Raw genomic sequence first — 17,788 nt, 5'->3', positions numbered from 1 at the left:
AATAAGGGGCTCAATAGCAGATCTCGGCTTGACTGGCCCGGATCGGCACACTTGTAATTTCACTCGTGTCGTTCAGCCGAAATCGGTAACGGCTACATCACGGGGACGCGAAAGACAGACGAGGGGCGCACATGACCGAGCTGGTGCAGCAACTGCTGGTCGACGACGCGGACGAGGAGCTCGGCTGGCAGGAGCGCGCGCTGTGCGCCCAGACCGACCCCGAGTCCTTCTTCCCCGAGAAGGGCGGCTCCACCCGCGAGGCCAAGAAGGTCTGCCTCGCATGCGAAGTCCGCTCGGAGTGCCTCGAGTACGCGCTCGCCAACGACGAGCGGTTCGGTATCTGGGGCGGCCTGTCCGAACGCGAGCGTCGCCGCCTGAAGAAGGCTGCCATCTGACGCCCCGTTGACGGAAAAGCATCGCCCAGAACGTCGTAGATCGGTCGCGCGCATGCGGGGTGACCAGCCCGTTCGGCGACCGGTGAAAAGGTGCACACCCCTACGTAACGAACGGCCCGACGCAGGTGGGTTGTCCACAGGCGGCGGGCCGTGATCGTGTCCAGCCGTTAGTGTGGGCCTCCGTCCGAGACGCCCCGCTGCCCCCTTTGGGCACAGGCGTCCACCGCAGTCCAGCGAACCGGGGCCTGTACCTCGATGTCCGTGCACAGCCATACGGCGGTCCAACATGACGCCGCCGCGACGCCGTTCGACCCGACCCGCCCTCCAGAGTTTCCACGCCATGTGGTCACCGCCGTGCTCGTTGCCCACGACGGCGCCCGCTGGTTGCCCGACGCACTCGCCGGGCTGCTCAACCAGGAGCGCCCCGTGCAGAATGCCGTGGCGGCCGACACCGGCAGCGCGGACGACTCGGCCCAACTGCTCACCGACGCGCTCGGTGCCGACCGGGTCCTGCACCTCGCCCGGCGGACCGGTTTCGGACAGGCCGTCGAGGAGGTGGGCCGAACCGCGGCCCTGCTGACCCCGGACGAGCTGCCCTACCTCAAGCGCCCCAGCGGCTGGGACCCCGCCACCCGCACCTGGCGGGACGAGGCCTACGACCTGCCGGAGCTGCCGTACGGCGAGCCGGTGCAGTGGCTGTGGCTCCTGCACGACGACTGCGCCCCCGAACCCGACGCCCTGGCCCAGCTGCTACGGGTCGTGGACACCGAACTGGAGCTGGGCCGCGACGACGTGGCGGTCGTCGGCCCCAAGCTCCGCGGCTGGTACGACCGCCGGCAGCTGCTGGAGGTCGGCGTCAGCATCGCCAACTCCGGCCGCCGCTGGACCGGCCTGGACCGCCGCGAACAGGACCAGGGCCAGCACGACCACGTCCGCCAGGTGCTGTCCGTGTCCACCGCCGGCATGCTGATCAGGCGCGATGTCTTCGAGCAGCTCGGCGGGTTCGACCGGAACCTGCCCCTGATGCGTGACGACGTCGACCTGTGCTGGCGCGCCCAGGCCGCCGGACACCGCGTGCTCATCGCTCCCGAAGCGGTCGTACGGCACGCCGAGGCGGCCTCCCGCGAGCGCCGCACCGTCGACTGCGCGGGCCGCACCGCGGCCTCCCCGCACAAGGTCGACAAGGCGGGTGCCATCTACACCCTCCTCGTCAACGCCCGTACGGCACAGCTGCCCTGGATCCTGCTCCGCCTGGTGCTCGGCACCCTGCTGCGCACGGTCGCGTACCTCGTCGGCAAGGTCCCGGGGCAGGCGGTCGACGAGATCCGTGGTCTCCTGGGGACGCTGCTGCGACCCGAGAGGATCTTCGCCGGGCGGCGCCGCCGCGGCCGGCCGCAGGTCGACAAGGGCGAGCTGCGCCCGCTGTTCCCGCCCCCCGGAGCGACCATCCGGGCCACCGTCGAACAGGTCGCGAGCAACCTGGTGGGCCGATCGGACTCCGAGGCATCCTCGGCCGGGCGGCATGGCGGTGCCCTGGAGTCCGGACCCGGCGGCGACGACGCCGACTTCCTGGAGATCGAACAGTTCGCCCGGCTCAAGCGCATCGCCCGCAGGCCCGGACCGATGCTCTTCGTCGTTCTCCTGGCCGTGTCGCTCGTCGCCTGCCGCGCCCTGCTCGGCGGCGGCGCGCTCGCGGGCGGCGCACTGCTGCCCGCCCCCGCCCACTCCTCCGAGCTGTGGTCGCGGTACCTCGACGCGTGGCATCCGGTGGGCGCGGGAGGCACTCACTCCGCGCCGCCCTATCTGGCGTTCGTCGCACTGCTTGCGAGCATTCTGTTCGGCTCCACCGGTCTCGCGGTCACGGTGCTGCTCGTCTGCTCGGTGCCGCTTGCCGGGTTCACCGCGTACTTCGCCTCGCGTCCGCTCGTCATGTCACGGCTGCTGCGCGCCTGGGCGTCGGTCGCCTACGCCTTTCTGCCCGCCGTCACCGGCGCCCTCGCCGGCGGCCGCATCGGCACCGCGGTCCTCGCGATCCTGCTGCCGCTCATCGCGCGCGCGGGTATCGCGGCCGGCGGGCTCGCCCAGGCGGCGGGCGCGCGCGGCAGCTGGCGCGCGACCTGGGCGTACGCGTTGCTGCTGACGATCGCCACCGCGTTCACCCCGATCGTGTGGCCGATCGCCCTGGTCCTCGGCCTGGCACTGCTCGCGGTCCGCAGGAACGACATCGTCGCGTACGGGTCGCGCTTCCTCGCCCAGGTGGGCACCCCTCTGCTGGTGCTCGCCCCCTGGTCGTTGTCGCTGCTGCCGTTCGGCTTCTTCAAGGAGGCGGGCCTCGAGTACGGCGGGGGCGCGGCCTCCGCCATCGACCTGCTCGGCGCGAGCCCGGGCGGCCCCGGCACCGTCAGTGGGCTGATGCTCATCGGCATCGTCCTCGCCGCGCTGGCCGCTCTGATGCGCTCGGAGCGGCAGGCGGGCATCTGGACGGCGTGGGCGGTCGCCCTGGTGGCGTTCTTCTTCGCGGCCTTGTCCAACGGTTCCGCGTGGGCGGGACCCGCGACCCTCGTCTACGGCCTCGCGCTTCTGGCCGCTGCCACGATGGGCGCGGACGGCGCACGTGCGCGTGTGGCCGAGCAGAACTTCGGCTGGCGCCAGCCGGTCGCCGCGCTCATCGCGTTCGCCTCCGCGGCCGGGCCCCTCCTCATCGCCGCCGGATGGATGATCCGCGGCGCGGACGGTCCTCTGGAACGCCGCAGCCCCGTGCAGGTGCCCGCGTTCGTCGCCGAGGAGAGCGGCACCAGCGACCAGGCCCGCACCCTCGTCCTGGACGGCAACTCCACCGCGCGCGTGGGCTACACCCTGGTCCGCGGCTCCGGTGCCCACCTCGGTGACGGCGAACTGGCCGCACAGGACGGCGAGAACAAGACCCTCGACAAGGTCGTCGCCAACCTCGTGGCGGGCTCCGGCGCCGACCAGACCGACGAACTCGGCGGCTTCGCCGTGCGTTACGTCCTCGTCCGCAAGGGCACGCCCCGTGACGTGGCCCGCGTCCTGGACGCCACACCCGGTCTGACCCGGCTCAGTCAGCAGAACGGCAGCGCCCTGTGGCGTGTGAACCGGGAGGTCTCCCGCGCCGCGATCGTCACCGGTTCCACCGCGCCCGAGGCTGTCGCGGCGGGCCCGGTCGAGATCCACACCAAGATCCCCTCCGGTGCGACGGGCCGCGTCCTGCGGATCGCCGACACCGCCGACGCGGGCTGGAGCGCCACCCTCGACGGCAAGCCGCTCCCCCGCACCGTCGTCGACGGCTGGGCCCAGGGATTCGAACTGCCCGCCTCCGGCGGCAGGTTGGACGTCACCTACAACACGTCGTTCGGACACACCGGCTGGCTGTGGGCGCAGGGCGCGCTCGCCGTCGTCCTCGTGGTGCTCGCCCTGCCCGGCCGCCGCCGGGACGTCGACGACGACCTCCCCGAGGAGCAGTCTGCGCCCGCGCAGGACAGCACCGGCGAGGGCCGCCGCGCCCGCCGTCTGCGCGCCCAGGCCGAGACCGAGGCGGACGGGGCCGCGCAGGACGGAGACACCCCGCCTCCTCCGCAGGAGGCTCCCGCCGCCGTCCCCCAGCAGCGCGCGTACGCCGAGTGGGACGCGGGCTATGCGGGCACCGAGTACGGCACCTACAGCGGCGGGCAGTACCCGGACGACCAGCAGTACGCACCGGGCACGTACGAGCAGCAGCCGTACCAGGCCGACCCCTACCAGGGCGCCCAGTACGACCCGTACGCCTACGGGACCACGGCGTCGTACGACGAGACGTACACCCAGGGCTACGCCGCGCCGTACGACCCCGCGCACGGCACCGACAGTGAGCGCCTTGACGGGAGCCAGCAGTGAACCGCACGACCCTGTCCCTGATCGCCGGTACGACCGCGCTCGCCGCCGTCACCGGATTCGCCGCGCTCACCGCCTCGGACGAGTCCGGAAGCGTCACGACGAAGAAGGCCGCCCAACTGCCCGTGGAGCGGACCAGGTTGCTGTGCCCCGAGCCGAGCACGTCCGACATTGCCGAGACCTCGTACAGCTCCTTCACGCCCGTAGCACAGGGCACGAGCGCCGACGGAAAGGCCGAACTGGCCGCGGCGACCGCGCAGTCGGGGGGCGGCTCGGACTCCGGCTCCGGAAAGGGCGGCAAGAGCGGCGCGCACAAGAAACAGGCGAACGCGGCGACCGTGACCCCCAAGGAGCCCGGCACGCCGGTCACCGGGAACAGCTCCGGCGCCGACGCGCCCGCGCTGATCGGCACCGCCACCGGCCGGTTCGCGCCCGGCTGGACGGTCCAGGAGACCACCCAGGTCACCGCGGGCACCGGACGGGGGCTGCTCGGCATCAACTGCACCGCTCCGGACACCGAGTTCTGGCTCCCGGGCGCCAGCACCAGCGGCTCCCGCACCGATTACGTGCACCTGACCAACCCGGACGACTCCGCCGCGGTCGTCGACATCGAGCTGTACGGCAAGGACGGCAACCTCAAGTCGACGGTCGGCGAGGGCATCACCGTCAAGCCGCACTCCAGCGAGCCGATCCTGCTGTCCACGCTCACCGACGCGCAGGAGACCGACCTCACGGTCCATGTGAGCGTCCGCAGCGGCCGGGTCGCCGCCGCCGTCCAGGCCCTCGACGACAAGACCGGTGGCGACTGGCTGGCCGCCTCCGTCGAACCCGCGGGCTCCTTGGTACTGCCCGGCGTCCCCAAGGACGCCACGGACGTCCGCCTGATCGCTTTCGCGCCCGGCGACGCGGACGCCGACCTCACGGTGCGCCTCGCCTCGCCCTCCGGACAGTTCACCCCGTCCGGGAACGAGAACCTGCACGTGAAGTCCCGCATGACCACCGCCGTCGACCTCGGCGACGTCACACGCGGCGAGGCGGGCTCCCTCGTACTGACGCCCAGCGGCCCCAACGTCCCCGTGGTCGCCGCCCTGCGGGTGGTGCGCGGCAAGGGCGACAAGCAGGAGACGGCGTTCATCCCGGCCACCGCACCGGTCGGCTCGCGTGCGTCGGTCGCCGGGAACACCGTCAAGGGCACCACGCTCGCCCTGAGCGCCCCGGGCGGCGCGGCCACCGTCAAGGTCACCGCGTCCGCGGGCAGCGAGGGCGGCGCGGAGGCGACGAAGGAGTACACGATCAAGGCCGGTACGACACAGAACGTGGACGCACCCGTGCCGAGCGGCCTCAAGGGCACTTATGCGCTCACCGTCGAGATGGTCTCCGGGGGTCCCGTCTACGCGGCCCGCACGCTGGAGGCGACCATCGGGGGCGCGGCAGCGTTCACGGTGCAGACCCTCCCGGACGACCGGGGGATGGTGGCGGTACCGCACGCGGCCCAGGACCTGTCGGTGCTGCTGAAGAAGTGACGGCCGGGGGCTTCAGGCCCCCGGCTCCTGCCTGTTCGCTCCCGGCCGGCCCGTGCAGTGCCGGCGACGGGCCCGGCCTCAGTCCTCGCCGTAGCGCGGGTCCACCGTCTCCGGAGTGAGCCCCAGCAGCTCCGCCACCTGCTCCACGACCACCTCGTGGACCAGCGCGGCACGCTCGTCGCGGCCCTTCGTACGGATCTCGACCGGGCGGCGGTAGACGACCACACGCGCGCGGCGGCCCTCGCGGGCCGGGACCGTGCCGCCCAGGGGCACCACGTCCACGTCCCAGCCGTCGCCGGTGCCGGTGCCGTCCAGGCGCGGCACCTCCAGGACCAGGAAGTCGATCTCGGAGAGCTGCGGCCAGCGCCGCTCCAGGCGGTCCACAGAGTCCTGCACCAGATCCGCGAACGCCTCGGCGCGGCTCGCGGCGAGCGGTACCTGGGGCGGCGCGACGGGACCGCGCATGCCCCTGCCGTGGCGGTCACGGCGGCGGGGTCCGGGCGCGGCGGCGCGTGGCGGTACGGGGTTGTCCATCACTGACGAAGCGTAGTCCTCGCCGGGGCGCCACGCCCGGCCCCACGCGGTGTCCTCCCGGGCCGCACCCTCTCCGGCCGGCTCGCCCGCGGCGCGTCCCCATGGGCGCGTGCCGGGACCGTACGGCATGTCGCCGGATGACCGTTCCAGCCACGCTTGGGCTCGATTCCATATCTCTCCGGCACCGCCGGCCTCATGAAAATTGACGAGATTTGCACCAAGTGGTGACCGGTTCCACCCTGTTCGGGACCTTTCCGTGTGTTGTCGGTGCAGGTCAATGAGGTGGGTCCGGAGGTGTGTGTGGGGCGTCTCACAGCACGACACGGTGGAGTGACCTGGGGGAGAGTCGTCGCGGCCCGCTCAAGAGTGCGGTACCGTCCAACGTCGTGAGCCCTGTACGTCGCTGTTCGCGCACCGCTTGCGGCCGACCCGCCGTCGCGACGCTGACGTACGTCTACGCCGACTCGACCGCGGTCCTCGGCCCGCTCGCCACCTACGCCGAACCCCACTGCTACGACCTGTGCGCCGAGCATTCGGAACGACTGACGGCCCCGCGCGGCTGGGAAGTCGTCCGACTGCTGGACGGCTCGGCCCCGGCCCGCCCCAGCGGTGACGACCTGGAGGCGCTGGCGAACGCGGTGCGCGAGGCGGCCCGTCCGCAGCAGCGTACGGCCGAGAGCGGCGGCAGCGGCCGCACCGCGGACCCGATGGAGGTTGCACGCCGCGGCCATCTGCGGGTACTGCGCTCGCCCGACAACTGAGAGTCGGCGCCCGGCGGTTGAACCGCCCCTGCGAGCGGCACCAGGACGGTCAGCGTGCGCGGACCGCGACAAGTGCGGACAGCCGCCGGATTCGTCTTCGTCCAACTCGCTGCGTCCAGCGCCTCTTTGACGGGTCGGGTGCCTCGATCCACTCGCCGCGGTGGCGCGGCCGTCGTACCTCGCCGGAACCCCTCTGCCCTCCGGACTCCGGTATGAACTGCGTTGGAACTGCCCCTCCGACGCCGGGGATGTCCGTAGGACACAGGTTCCAGCAGGTAGTTTGGGGCCATCGTTGAGACTTCAGGAGGGTTGGTCGTGGCTGCTGATCTGTCGCAGATCGTGAAAGCGTACGACGTACGCGGAGTGGTCCCGGACCAGTGGGACGAGTCACTCGCCGAGCTCTTCGGGGTGGCCTTCGCCGAAGTGACCGGCGCGCAGACGATCGTGACCGGCCACGACATGCGGCCTTCGTCCCCCGGTCTGTCGCGCGCCTTCGCCCGCGGGGCGGCGGCACACGGCGTCGACGTCATCGAGATCGGCCTGTGCTCGACGGACCAGCTGTACTACGCGTCGGGCGCGTTCGACCTGCCAGGCGCGATGTTCACCGCCTCGCACAACCCGGCCGAGTACAACGGCATCAAGATGTGCCGTGCGGGCGCCGCCCCGGTCGGCCAGGACACCGGGCTCGCCGAGATCCGCGCACTCGTCGAGCGATGGACGGAATCCGGCGTGCCCGGGCCGGCGCAGACCCCCGGAACGATCACACAGCGCGACACGCTGGAGGACTACGCGGCGCACCTGCGCTCCCTGGTCGATCTGACCTCCATCCGCCCGCCCGCCTCCCGCCACCGCCCTTCCGAGGAAGGCGCTTCGCGCCCTTCTCATCTGAAGGCCGTCGTCGACGCAGGCAACGGCATGGGCGGACACACCGTGCCGACCGTTTTTGCCGGGCTGCCGATCGACCTGGTCCCGATGTACTTCGAGCTGGACGGCACGTTCCCGAACCACGAGGCGAACCCGCTCGACCCGAAGAACATCGTCGACCTGCAGGAGCGTGTGCGTAAGGAGCGTGCCGACATCGGTATCGCCTTCGACGGCGACGCCGACCGCTGCTTCGTCGTCGACGAGAACGGCGATCCGGTCTCGCCCTCCGCGATCACGGCCCTGGTCGCTGCGCGTGAGCTGGCCAGGCACGGCGGCAAGGGCGTGATCATCCACAACCTGATCACGTCCTGGTCGGTTCCCGAGGTCGTGAGGGAGAACGGCGGTACGCCGGCGCGCACCCGCGTAGGCCACTCCTTCATCAAGGCCGAGATGGCACGCACAGGCGCGATCTTCGGCGGCGAACACTCCGCGCACTACTACTTCAAGGACTTCTGGAACGCCGACACGGGCATGCTGGCCGCGCTCCACGTCCTGGCGGCCCTCGGTGGCCAGGAGGGCCCGCTGTCGCAGCTGGTCGCCGAGTACGACCGCTATGTGGGCTCCGGCGAGATCAACTCCACGGTCGACGACCAGCAGGGCCGACTCGTCGCGCTCAAGGCGGCGTTCGAGGGGCGCGAGGGCGTCGAGACCGACGAGCTGGACGGCCTGACCGTCTCGACGACCGACTGGTGGTTCAACGTCCGTCCGTCCAACACGGAACCGCTGCTCCGGCTGAACGCGGAAGCCAAGGACGAGGCCACGATGGCGAAGATCAGGGACGAGGCTCTGGAGATCATCCGGGGCTGACGTTCCGCCGCCCACGCGACCCGGCCGCGCGGGGACGAGCCCGTTCCCGCCGTTTCCCCCGATCGCCGCCGGCTCCCCCTCCACGGGAGGGGGAGCCGGATCCCGCCCGAACCCCGCGACAGCCCCCACAGCGGTACGCTGACCAGGCCAAGCGCACCAGCCCCGAAGGGACCTTTCATGCCGCTCGAAGCCGGCCTTCTGGAGATCCTCGCCTGCCCGGCGTGCCACTCCCCCCTCGAGGAGGAGGGGAACGAGCTGGTCTGCACCGGCCAGGACTGCGGCCTCGCCTACCCCGTACGGGACGGCATCCCGGTCCTGCTCGTCGACGAGGCCCGCCGCCCCGCGTAACGCCCGGCGATCGGAGGCTGCCGCCCATGCTCGACGAATCGCTGCTCGACGACCCCGATGCCCTCGCGCGCGCCGACCGCCGCGCACTGCTCCGCGGTGCCGCCGAGGCGGGTGCCCGGGTCCGTACCGCCGTGCGGCACGCCGCCGAGGCGGGAATCAACGACCTGAAGCCCGACGGGCGTCCCCGCGCCGTCCTCATCGCGGGCCCCGGCACCGCCTCCGCGGGCGTCGCCGAACTGCTTGGCACCCTCGCCGGCGCCGCCTGCCCGGTCCTCCGGATCGATCCCACAGGCGTCGCTCCTGCTGCAGGCGCCCTGCGCTGGGAGCTGCCCGGCTGGGCCGGCCCCGTCGACCTCCTGCTGATCGCCACACCCGACGGCACCGAGCCCGGCCTGTCGATCCTGGTCGACCAGGCCTACCGGCGTGGCTGCACGGTCGTGGCCGTGGCCCCCGCCCGCTCCCCGATCATGGACGCGGTGGCCGGTTCCCACGGCCTGTTCGTCCCGATGGCGACCGCCCCGTACGAGCAGGAGGAGCCCCTGGCCGCGTCCGCGCCCGGCGTCCTGTGGGCCCTGCTCACGCCGCTGCTCGTCCTCCTCGACCGCACCGGGCTGCTCTCCGCGCCGTCCGACGCGCTGGCGAAGGTCGCCGACCGCCTCGACCACGTCGCAGAGCGCTGCGGTCCGGCCATTGCGACCTACGGCAATCCCGCCAAGAACCTCGCCGCCGAGCTGGCTGAGGCCCTTCCGGTGATCTGGACGGAGGGCGTCTCCGCTGCGCCGGCCGGCCGCCGCTTCGCCGCCGCGCTCGCGGAACTGGCCGGCCGCCCCGCACTCACCGCGCAACTGCCCGAGGCGCTGGTCGCGCACAGCGTCCTGCTCTCCGGTGCACTCGCCGCGGGCGCCGACCCCGACGACTTCTTCCGTGACCGAGTCGAGGAGGCACAAGCCCTCCACGCGCGCGTGGTGCTCCTGCGCGACCGCCCGATCAGTGGCCTCAGCGCGGCTCCCGCTGCCCGCGAACTGGCCCTCGGTCACGACACGGCGATCAGCGAACTCGAACCCGAGGAAGGGGACGACCTCGAGACCCTCGCGGAGCTGATCGCCATCACGGATTTCGCCGCCGTTTACGTGGCGCTCGCTTCGGGGGCCTGATCTTGGCTCACGCCTTCCGATCAGCATCCGCCGAGCGGCGTACGTAGGGAGAAAAGACACCCATGGACCGCCTCGACAACGCCATCCGCCCTTATGCCTGGGGTTCGACGACCGCCATCCCGCGGCTCCTCGGCGTGGAGCCGACCGGTGAGCCGCAGGCGGAGATGTGGATGGGGGCCCATCCCGGAGCGCCCTCGCGCACCGCGCGCGGTCCGCTCGACGAGGTGATCCACGAAGCACCGGAACGCGAGCTCGGGAGCCGGACGGTGGCCAGGTTCGGCCCCCGGTTGCCGTTCCTGCTGAAGATCCTCGCCGCCGGGGCCCCGCTCTCCCTCCAGGTGCACCCCAACCTGGAGCAGGCCAGGGAGGGCTACGAGGACGAGCAGTCCCGCGGCATCCCCATCGATGCACCCCACCGCAATTACAGGGACGCCAACCACAAGCCCGAGCTGATCTGCGCTCTCACCGAGTTCGACGGCCTGTGCGGCTTCCGTACCGCCGCAGAAGCCGCCGACCTGCTTGCCGGCCTCGACGTCGACTCCCTCAAGCCCTACGTCGACCTGCTGCACGCACACCCCGAGGACGCCGCGCTGCGCGAGGTCCTCACCGCCGTGCTGACCGCCGACCCCGAAGAGACGGCCCACACGGTCACCGAGGTCGCGGCCGCCTGCGTCCGTCTGGGCGGCGCCTACGCCCCGTACGCCGACATCGCCCACCACTACCCCGGCGACCCCGGCGTGATCGCCGCCATGCTGCTCAACCACGTCCAGCTGCACCCCGGCGAGGCGTTGTTCCTCGGCGCCGGCGTCCCCCACGCCTACCTCGACGGCCTCGGCGTCGAGATCATGGCCAACTCCGACAACGTCCTGCGCTGCGGCCTGACCCCCAAGCACGTCGACGTCCCCGAGCTGCTGCGCGTCGTCCGCTTCGAGGCGAACGACCCCGGCGTGCTGCGTCCGGAGGCCTCGCCCTCGGGCGAGGCGGTCTACGAGACCCCCATCGACGAGTTCCGCCTGTCCCGGTACGTCCTGCCGGAGGGCACAGCCCCGCACGACCTCACGTGCGCGACCCCGCAGATCCTGCTGTGCACGGCTGGTTCCGTACGAGCGGGAGAACACGACCTCACCCCCGGCGAGTCGGTCTTCGTACCGGCCGACGAGAAGGCCGAGGTGTCCGGGGCCGGCACGGTCTTCCGGGCCACGGTCGTCGTCTGACGCCCAAGCCGCACCCAGTCGCTGCGCCGGTCCGCATACCGCCGTCGGCCCGGGCTGCAACAATGACCCACCGGCAAAGGGCGGGCAAAGCCCGGGACGGCATACGCACTCACAAGGGTCCCAAGTGGGACGGCTACGAAGGGACAACACGAACACATGAGCGCGTCAGGCGGCACCAAAGCGATCGTGGCGGCACTGGGCGCCAACCTCGCCATCGCGGCATCGAAGTTCGTGGCGTTCGCCTTCAGCGGCTCCTCGTCGATGCTCGCCGAGGGCGTCCACTCGCTGGCCGACTCCGGCAACCAGTTCCTGCTGCTGATCGGCGGCAAGCGGGCCCAGCGTGAGGCGACTCCGCAGCACCCCTTCGGCTATGGCCGTGAGCGCTACATATACGCCTTCCTCGTCTCGATCGTCCTGTTCTCGGTCGGTGGCATGTTCGCGATCTACGAGGGCTACGAGAAGATCCGGCACCCGCACGCACTGGAGCACTGGTACTGGCCGGTGGGCGTGCTCCTCTTCGCGGTGATCGCCGAGGGCTTCTCGTTCCGAACGGCCATCAAGGAGTCCAACGAACTGCGCGGCAAGCTCTCCTGGGCGCAGTTCATCCGCCGCGCCAAAGCGCCCGAACTGCCGGTCGTCCTCCTGGAGGACTTCGGCGCGCTCATCGGTCTGGTTCTCGCGCTCGGCGGCGTGGGTCTTGCGCTGCTCACCGGTGACGGCGTCTGGGACGGCATCGGCACCCTCTGCATCGGCGTCCTGCTCGTCCTGATCGCCCTCGTCCTCGCCGCCGAGACCAAGTCCCTGCTCCTCGGCGAGGCCGCAGGCGTCGAGGAGGTCAAAAAGATCGAGGCCGCGATCGTCGACGGTGACACGGTCACCCGGGTCATCCACATGCGCACGCTCCACCTCGGCCCCGAGGAACTGCTGGTCGCCGCCAAGATCGCCGTCCAGCACGACGACACCGCCACCGAGGTCGCGAACGCCATCGACGCCGCCGAGGCCCGCATCCGCGCCGCCGTCCCGATAGCCCGCGTGATCTACCTGGAACCGGACATCTACAGCGAGGAGGCGGCGGCCAAGGGCCCGGACCGTGAGGCGACGCCCGGGGGACCGTCCCCAGCCGCCCACTGACCACCCCCTATGCCTGCCCGGGCCGCGGCGACACCGGCGAAGTCGTCCGTCGCGGTACGGGCCCGTGCACCGATCGCGAAGCCGAGCCCGGTGCTGCCGATGTCGCGAAGACCCGGCCGGAAAAGGCCGGAAGCAGCCGGGCGTCCTGAAACGCGGACTGGGGAGCGCGGGGTCGTCCGGTGTAGCTTGGACGGAGCCAGACGTCGCTGCTGATGGCGGTCGGGCGGCCCCGCACGGGCCGGCCGAGGGAGAGAGGGCCTCCGACGGACTGCGCTGCGCGCACGTGGACATGCCTGTGTGTCCTTTGCCGGGCACCCTGTGTCCGTCGTCGCGCAGACCAGCCCTATCCACCTCGACCCGACCCCCGAGGAGCAGCTCGTAATGACGACTGTCGACAAGCGACAGGACTTCAAGGTCGCCGACCTCTCCCTGGCCGAGTTCGGCCGCAAGGAGATCACCCTCGCCGAGCACGAGATGCCCGGTCTGATGGCGATCCGCGAGGAGTACGCCGAGGCACAGCCCCTGGCCGGCGCCCGCATCACCGGCTCCCTGCACATGACCGTCCAGACCGCTGTGCTGATCGAGACCCTGGTGGCCCTGGGCGCGCAGGTCCGCTGGGCCTCCTGCAACATCTTCTCCACCCAGGACCACGCGGCCGCCGCCATCGCCGTCGGCCCGAACGGCACCCCCGACAACCCCCAGGGCGTTCCCGTCTTCGCTTGGAAGGGCGAGACGCTCGAGGAGTACTGGTGGTGCACGGAGCAGGCGCTGACCTGGCCGGACGCTGCCACCGGCGGCCCGAACATGATCCTGGACGACGGCGGTGACGCCACCCTCCTCGTCCACAAGGGCGTCGAGTACGAGAAGGACGGCAAGGTCCCGGCCATCGAGACCGCCGAGTCCGACGAGCACCGCGTGATCCTCCAGCTGCTCCACCGCACCCTGGGCGAGAGCCCCCAGAAGTGGACCCAGCTGGCCTCCGAGATCCGCGGTGTGACCGAGGAGACCACGACCGGCGTCCACCGCCTGTACGAGATGCAGCGCGAGGGCTCCCTTCTGTTCCCGGCGATCAACGTCAACGACGCCGTCACCAAGTCGAAGTTCGACAACAAGTACGGCTGCCGCCACTCCCTGGTCGACGGCATCAACCGCGCCACCGACGTCCTGATCGGTGGCAAGACCGCTGTCGTATGCGGCTACGGCGACGTCGGCAAGGGCTGCGCGGAATCGCTGCGCGGCCAGGGCGCCCGCGTGATCGTGACGGAGATCGACCCGATCTGCGCGCTGCAGGCGGCCATGGACGGTTACCAGGTCACGACCCTCGACGAGGTCATCGACCAGGCCGACATCTTCGTCACCACGACCGGCAACAAGGACATCATCATGGCCGCCGACATGGCCAAGATGAAGCACCAGGCCATCGTCGGCAACATCGGCCACTTCGACAACGAGATCGACATGGCCGGCCTCGCGAAGATCCCCGGCATCGTCAAGGACGAGGTCAAGCCGCAGGTCCACACCTGGACCTTCCCCGACGGCAAGAAGATCATCGTCCTGTCCGAGGGCCGCCTGCTGAACCTGGGCAACGCCACCGGTCACCCGTCGTTCGTGATGTCCAACTCCTTCGCGGACCAGACGCTGGCCCAGATCGAGCTGTTCACCAAGCCCGACGCGTACCCGACCGGCGTGTACACGCTGCCCAAGCACCTTGACGAGAAGGTCGCCCGCCTCCACCTGGACGCGCTCGGCGTGAAGCTCACCAAGCTCCGCCCCGAGCAGGCGGCGTACATCGGCGTCGACGTCGACGGCCCGTACAAGCCGGACCACTACCGCTACTGATCACCTGTGGCGCCGGGGCGCGCGTACGCCGCAGGCTTCACGCGAGCGCCTCGCGCACCACGTGGTGAGCACGCCCGTACCCGGACGTGCCCCTCGGCAACAGGTTCCGAGGCAGGCCCCCGCACCCCCGTGCCGGGGGCCTGCCCCTTTGGCCGGGCCAGGCGGACCGGCCGGACCCGCCCGTCACGATCCAGGACCACCATGCCCCGCGGCCGCTATTCGCTTCACGACCTGCACGATCACACCCTCCTCGCCGAAGAACACTTCCAGTGCGCGCCCGGTCCTTCCGGCTGGCGCTACGTCTCCCGGCTGACCACCCCCACCGGGGACCACGCCGGCTCCGTCGACCTCGCCCTCGACGAACTCGGCCGTCCCATCCGCCTCGAACTCCACTCCGCAGGCTGGCAGGTGCGGGGCGCCGCCCTCGACGGTGTCACCTGGGTCCGTACCGACCCCACCGGAACGCACGCCACCGAAGGCAATGTCCGCGCTCACGCCTTCACCGGCACGTCCCCGGCGTTCCTCGTCGCCACCGCTCGCCTGCTGCGCCTCACCCCCTCTTCCTCCGCGACACGCGTACGCCTCGTCTCCTTCACGGATCCGGTCCTCGCCCCCCTCACCGTGGACCAGTCCTGGGCCTTGATCACAAGCGAAGCACACACCACTGACAACGCCCCCCTGATCGTGGACGAATACCAGGTCACAGCCCTGGATACCGGGGAGCGGCACACCGTCCACATCGCCGGCGACGTGGTACTGGCCGCGCCCGGCATCGAGCTGGAGCACCTGGAGTCACCGCCGTCGGCGTTCACCTGACGGCAGTCCGGGAAGAGGTCAGGCAGGCGGCACGAACCCAGTGGCGGCCTGGTCCGAGGAACCGGCCTGCGGCGCCGCGGGCTGCTGGCTCCGCGGTGCGACGGGCGCCGACGCCCAGGGCTGCGCGTACGTCTCCGGCTGAACGGGCGGTCCGGACGGGCTCGGGACGCTCGAGCCCGGGGCCGACCACGGACCGGCCTCGGCCGCTGCGACGGGGGTCTGCTGCATCGGTGGGGGCCCGTATCCGACGAGGCCGGCGTGCGGGCGTACCCCCGCGTTCTCCCCCTGACCCCGGCGGCCGAATTCCCGTCGTGCCTCCCGCGCCTGTCGCTCCTGCACCACGGCCGCCAGATACGCGGCCGGTGGCACCCCGTGCGGCGCCGGCGCCCCCGTACACGCCGCCAGGTCGGAGGCAAGACGCTCCGCCATCGTCCAGCCGACCTGCGGATCCAGCTGCTGCATCCGCGTCAGGTACTGCCGGATCGCCAGCCACAACCCGTCCGGAACCGCCGAAAGGTCGAGTTCGGAGAACCGCCCGGACAGCCAGGGCGGTGGCGGGGGCACGAAGCCGGTACGCCCCGCGGGCACCCGTTCCCGTACGACCAGTGTTCCGGCGAACACGTCACCGAGCCGTCGGCCCCGCGCGGACACCAGCGAGGCGATGCAGGCGACGACCCCGAAGGTCGCCAGGATCTCGACCGCCCCGATCGCGCCCCGGACCAGTGCGTGCCGGAAGCGGATGGGCCCCCCGTCGTCCCGCACCACGCGCAGCCCGCAGGCCAGCTTGCCCAGCGAACGACCGTGGCTGAGTGTCTCCACCGCGATCGGCCCACCCACCAGCACGAGGACGAAGGCCGCGATCGACACCGCCGTCTGCGCGGCGTCGTCCAGCCCGGACGTGGACGCCACCAGGATGATCACCACGATGACGTAGGCGGCCATGGTCACCACCAGGTCGAGCAACACGGCCAGCGCCCGGCTCGGCAGCTTCGCGGGGCGCACTTCCAGCGCTACCGCCTCACCCGTCACTAGCTCACTCACACCCGCTGTCCTTCCCCTGGCCCACCCCGAGAACCGCCAGTCTGCCAAGCTGTGAGCGCATCGCGTCACGGCAGTACGACAAGCTGACATACAGGACGAGCAGGACGAGAGGGCGAGGAGCAGCTCATCCCATGGACCTCGACGTGTTCGTGTCCGCCCACCGCGCCAAGTGGGACCGCCTCGAAGCCCTGTTGCGCCGCCAGCGCCGCCTGACCGGAGCCGAGGCGGACGAACTGGTCGCCCTCTACCAACGCACCGCCACACATCTCTCCGTGATCCAGTCCAGCGCGCCGGACCCCCAGCTCACAGGCCGCCTCAGCCAACTGGTGGCACGCGCGCGTGGTGCCGTGACAGGTACCCATCGCGCCTCGTGGCGCGACGTCACCCGGTTCCTCACGCACGGATTCCCCGCCGCGGTCTACCGCTCGCGCCGCTGGTGGATCACCACCGCGGTGCTCTCCACGCTGGTGGCAGCACTCCTCGGGTGGTGGATCGGTACCCACCCGGAGGTTCAGTCCTCAATCGCGGCGCCCGGCGAACTGCGCGACCTGACCCGCCCCGGCGGCGAGTACGAGACGTACTACTCCAGCCACCCCGCCGCTGCCTTCGCCGCCCAGGTGTGGACGAACAACGCCAAGGCCGCGGCGATGTGCCTGGTCTTCGGTGTCTTCCTGGGCCTTCCGGTCCTCCTGGTCCTCTTCACCAACATGCTCAACCTGGCGGTGGGCATCGGTCTGATGTCGTCGGCGGGCCGCCTCGACACCTTCCTGGGCCTGGTCCTTCCGCACGGTCTTCTCGAACTCACGGCGGTCTTCGTGGCCGCCGGCACAGGGCTTCGACTCGGCTGGACCCTGATCGACCCCGGCCCCCGTCCCCGCCGCACCGCCCTGGCCGAGGAGGGCCGAGCCGCGCTGGGCATGGCGATCGGCCTCGCCTTGGTCCTGTTCGTCTCGGGCGCCATCGAGGGCTTCGTGACCCCGTCCGGCCTGCCGACCTGGGCTCGGATGAGCGTCGGCGTCATCGCTGAGCTGGCCTTCCTCACGTACGTCTATGTCCTGGGCGGACGTGCGGCGCGGGCTGGTGACAGCGGCGACGTGGAGACGGCGGAACGCAGCGCCACACTTCCCACGGCGGCCTGACGCGCGAACGGCCTCGTCAGATGTGCGTTTCCCGGCGTTGACCTGCTAGTCTCCTTCTCGCCCCACGGGAGCCGTTGACACGGTTCGAGTGGGGAGGTAGATTCGAACAGTTGCCTAGAGGTGGACCAGTCCACCGGTAACAGTGAGTATCTAGTCGCTTTCGGAACCTTGATTCCGAGAAGCCCCCGACAATTCAGAAATGGACGCCGGTCAATCGGCCCCAAAACCTCTGATAAAGTCGGATCCGCCGGAAAGGGAAACGCGAGAGCGGGAA

14 protein-coding genes are annotated in these 17,788 nt (G+C 71.1%); 12 read left to right on the top strand and 2 right to left on the bottom strand.

Going from position 1 to position 17,788, the window contains the following annotated elements; genetic code table 11:
* The first annotated feature begins 131 nt into the window (after positions 1 to 131).
* The 3 genes from BIV24_RS18470 to BIV24_RS18460 all read left to right on the top strand — a co-directional run bounded on the left by BIV24_RS18470 (position 132) and on the right by BIV24_RS18460 (position 5,806).
* The gene (locus BIV24_RS18470; protein WP_010986447.1) at positions 132 to 395 is read left to right on the top strand and encodes a WhiB family transcriptional regulator; all 264 of its coding nucleotides are present in this window, start codon (positions 132 to 134) and stop codon (positions 393 to 395) included.
* 255 nt (positions 396 to 650) lie between these two features.
* The gene (locus tag BIV24_RS18465; RefSeq protein ID WP_079168358.1) at positions 651 to 4,286 is read left to right on the top strand and encodes a glycosyltransferase family 2 protein; all 3,636 of its coding nucleotides are present in this window, start codon (positions 651 to 653) and stop codon (positions 4,284 to 4,286) included.
* Complete coding sequence (locus tag BIV24_RS18460; protein ID WP_071367447.1) at positions 4,283 to 5,806, top strand: DUF5719 family protein; 1,524 nt, start codon at positions 4,283 to 4,285, stop codon at positions 5,804 to 5,806. Before BIV24_RS18465 ends, BIV24_RS18460 begins: the two co-directional genes overlap by 4 nt.
* A gap of 78 nt (positions 5,807 to 5,884) precedes the next feature.
* On the opposite strand, the gene BIV24_RS18455 is transcribed toward BIV24_RS18460, so the two are convergent.
* Positions 5,885 to 6,340: a metallopeptidase family protein gene (locus tag BIV24_RS18455; protein WP_071367469.1), complete on the bottom strand. Its 456-nt coding sequence runs from the start codon at positions 6,338 to 6,340 to the stop codon at positions 5,885 to 5,887.
* A gap of 386 nt (positions 6,341 to 6,726) precedes the next feature.
* On the opposite strand from BIV24_RS18455, the gene BIV24_RS18450 reads away from it, so the two are divergent.
* The 8 genes from BIV24_RS18450 (at position 6,727) to BIV24_RS18420 (ending at position 15,334) form a co-directional block, all read left to right on the top strand.
* Positions 6,727 to 7,101 carry a DUF3499 domain-containing protein gene (locus tag BIV24_RS18450; protein ID WP_071367446.1) on the top strand — a complete coding sequence of 125 codons (375 nt, stop codon included), beginning with the start codon at positions 6,727 to 6,729 and terminating at the stop codon, positions 7,099 to 7,101.
* Positions 7,102 to 7,416: 315 nt separating this feature from the next.
* Positions 7,417 to 8,832, top strand: a complete 1,416-nt coding sequence (locus BIV24_RS18445) for a phosphomannomutase/phosphoglucomutase (protein ID WP_071367445.1) — start codon at positions 7,417 to 7,419, stop codon at positions 8,830 to 8,832.
* Positions 8,833 to 9,009: 177 nt separating this feature from the next.
* On the top strand, positions 9,010 to 9,180 hold the full coding sequence (locus tag BIV24_RS32100) for a Trm112 family protein (protein WP_079168357.1): 171 nt from the start codon (positions 9,010 to 9,012) through the stop codon (positions 9,178 to 9,180).
* Between the two features lie 26 nt (positions 9,181 to 9,206).
* A complete protein-coding gene (locus tag BIV24_RS18440) occupies positions 9,207 to 10,334 on the top strand; it encodes an SIS domain-containing protein (RefSeq protein ID WP_071367444.1) in 1,128 nt (375 codons plus the stop codon).
* A 62-nt stretch (positions 10,335 to 10,396) separates the two neighbouring features.
* On the top strand, positions 10,397 to 11,548 hold the full coding sequence (gene manA, locus BIV24_RS18435; protein WP_071367443.1) for a mannose-6-phosphate isomerase, class I: 1,152 nt from the start codon (positions 10,397 to 10,399) through the stop codon (positions 11,546 to 11,548).
* 156 nt (positions 11,549 to 11,704) lie between these two features.
* Complete coding sequence (locus BIV24_RS18430; RefSeq protein WP_071367442.1) at positions 11,705 to 12,679, top strand: cation diffusion facilitator family transporter; 975 nt, start codon at positions 11,705 to 11,707, stop codon at positions 12,677 to 12,679.
* A 381-nt stretch (positions 12,680 to 13,060) separates the two neighbouring features.
* On the top strand, positions 13,061 to 14,518 hold the full coding sequence (ahcY, locus tag BIV24_RS18425) for an adenosylhomocysteinase (protein ID WP_071367441.1): 1,458 nt from the start codon (positions 13,061 to 13,063) through the stop codon (positions 14,516 to 14,518).
* 201 nt (positions 14,519 to 14,719) lie between these two features.
* The gene (locus BIV24_RS18420) at positions 14,720 to 15,334 is read left to right on the top strand and encodes a hypothetical protein (RefSeq protein WP_071367440.1); all 615 of its coding nucleotides are present in this window, start codon (positions 14,720 to 14,722) and stop codon (positions 15,332 to 15,334) included.
* An 18-nt stretch (positions 15,335 to 15,352) separates the two neighbouring features.
* On the opposite strand, the gene BIV24_RS18415 is transcribed toward BIV24_RS18420, so the two are convergent.
* On the bottom strand, positions 15,353 to 16,375 hold the full coding sequence (locus BIV24_RS18415) for an RDD family protein (protein ID WP_071367439.1): 1,023 nt from the start codon (positions 16,373 to 16,375) through the stop codon (positions 15,353 to 15,355).
* 131 nt (positions 16,376 to 16,506) lie between these two features.
* On the opposite strand from BIV24_RS18415, the gene BIV24_RS18410 reads away from it, so the two are divergent.
* On the top strand, positions 16,507 to 17,514 hold the full coding sequence (locus BIV24_RS18410) for a stage II sporulation protein M (protein WP_071367438.1): 1,008 nt from the start codon (positions 16,507 to 16,509) through the stop codon (positions 17,512 to 17,514).
* Positions 17,515 to 17,788: the final 274 nt, after the last annotated feature.

Origin of the sequence: Streptomyces colonosanans (genome assembly GCF_001866645.1) — a bacterium.
Taxonomy (GTDB): Bacteria; Actinomycetota; Actinomycetes; order Streptomycetales; family Streptomycetaceae; genus Streptomyces; species Streptomyces colonosanans.
This window is presented reverse-complemented; position numbering and strand designations above follow the sequence as displayed.

Bases quoted from the DNA above. Each gene is read 5' to 3' on its own strand.
- BIV24_RS18430 (WP_071367442.1), top strand. From the start codon at position 11,705: ATGAGCGCGTCAGGCGGCACCAAAGCGATCGTGGCGGCACTGGGCGCC.
- BIV24_RS18465 (WP_079168358.1), top strand. From the start codon at position 651: ATGTCCGTGCACAGCCATACGGCGGTCCAACATGACGCCGCCGCGACG.
- BIV24_RS18455 (WP_071367469.1), bottom strand. From the start codon at position 6,340: ATGGACAACCCCGTACCGCCACGCGCCGCCGCGCCCGGACCCCGCCGC.
- manA (WP_071367443.1), top strand. From the start codon at position 10,397: ATGGACCGCCTCGACAACGCCATCCGCCCTTATGCCTGGGGTTCGACG.
- ahcY (WP_071367441.1), top strand. From the start codon at position 13,061: ATGACGACTGTCGACAAGCGACAGGACTTCAAGGTCGCCGACCTCTCC.
- BIV24_RS18440 (WP_071367444.1), top strand. From the start codon at position 9,207: ATGCTCGACGAATCGCTGCTCGACGACCCCGATGCCCTCGCGCGCGCC.
- BIV24_RS18410 (WP_071367438.1), top strand. From the start codon at position 16,507: ATGGACCTCGACGTGTTCGTGTCCGCCCACCGCGCCAAGTGGGACCGC.
- BIV24_RS18420 (WP_071367440.1), top strand. From the start codon at position 14,720: ATGCCCCGCGGCCGCTATTCGCTTCACGACCTGCACGATCACACCCTC.
- BIV24_RS32100 (WP_079168357.1), top strand. From the start codon at position 9,010: ATGCCGCTCGAAGCCGGCCTTCTGGAGATCCTCGCCTGCCCGGCGTGC.
- BIV24_RS18470 (WP_010986447.1), top strand. From the start codon at position 132: ATGACCGAGCTGGTGCAGCAACTGCTGGTCGACGACGCGGACGAGGAG.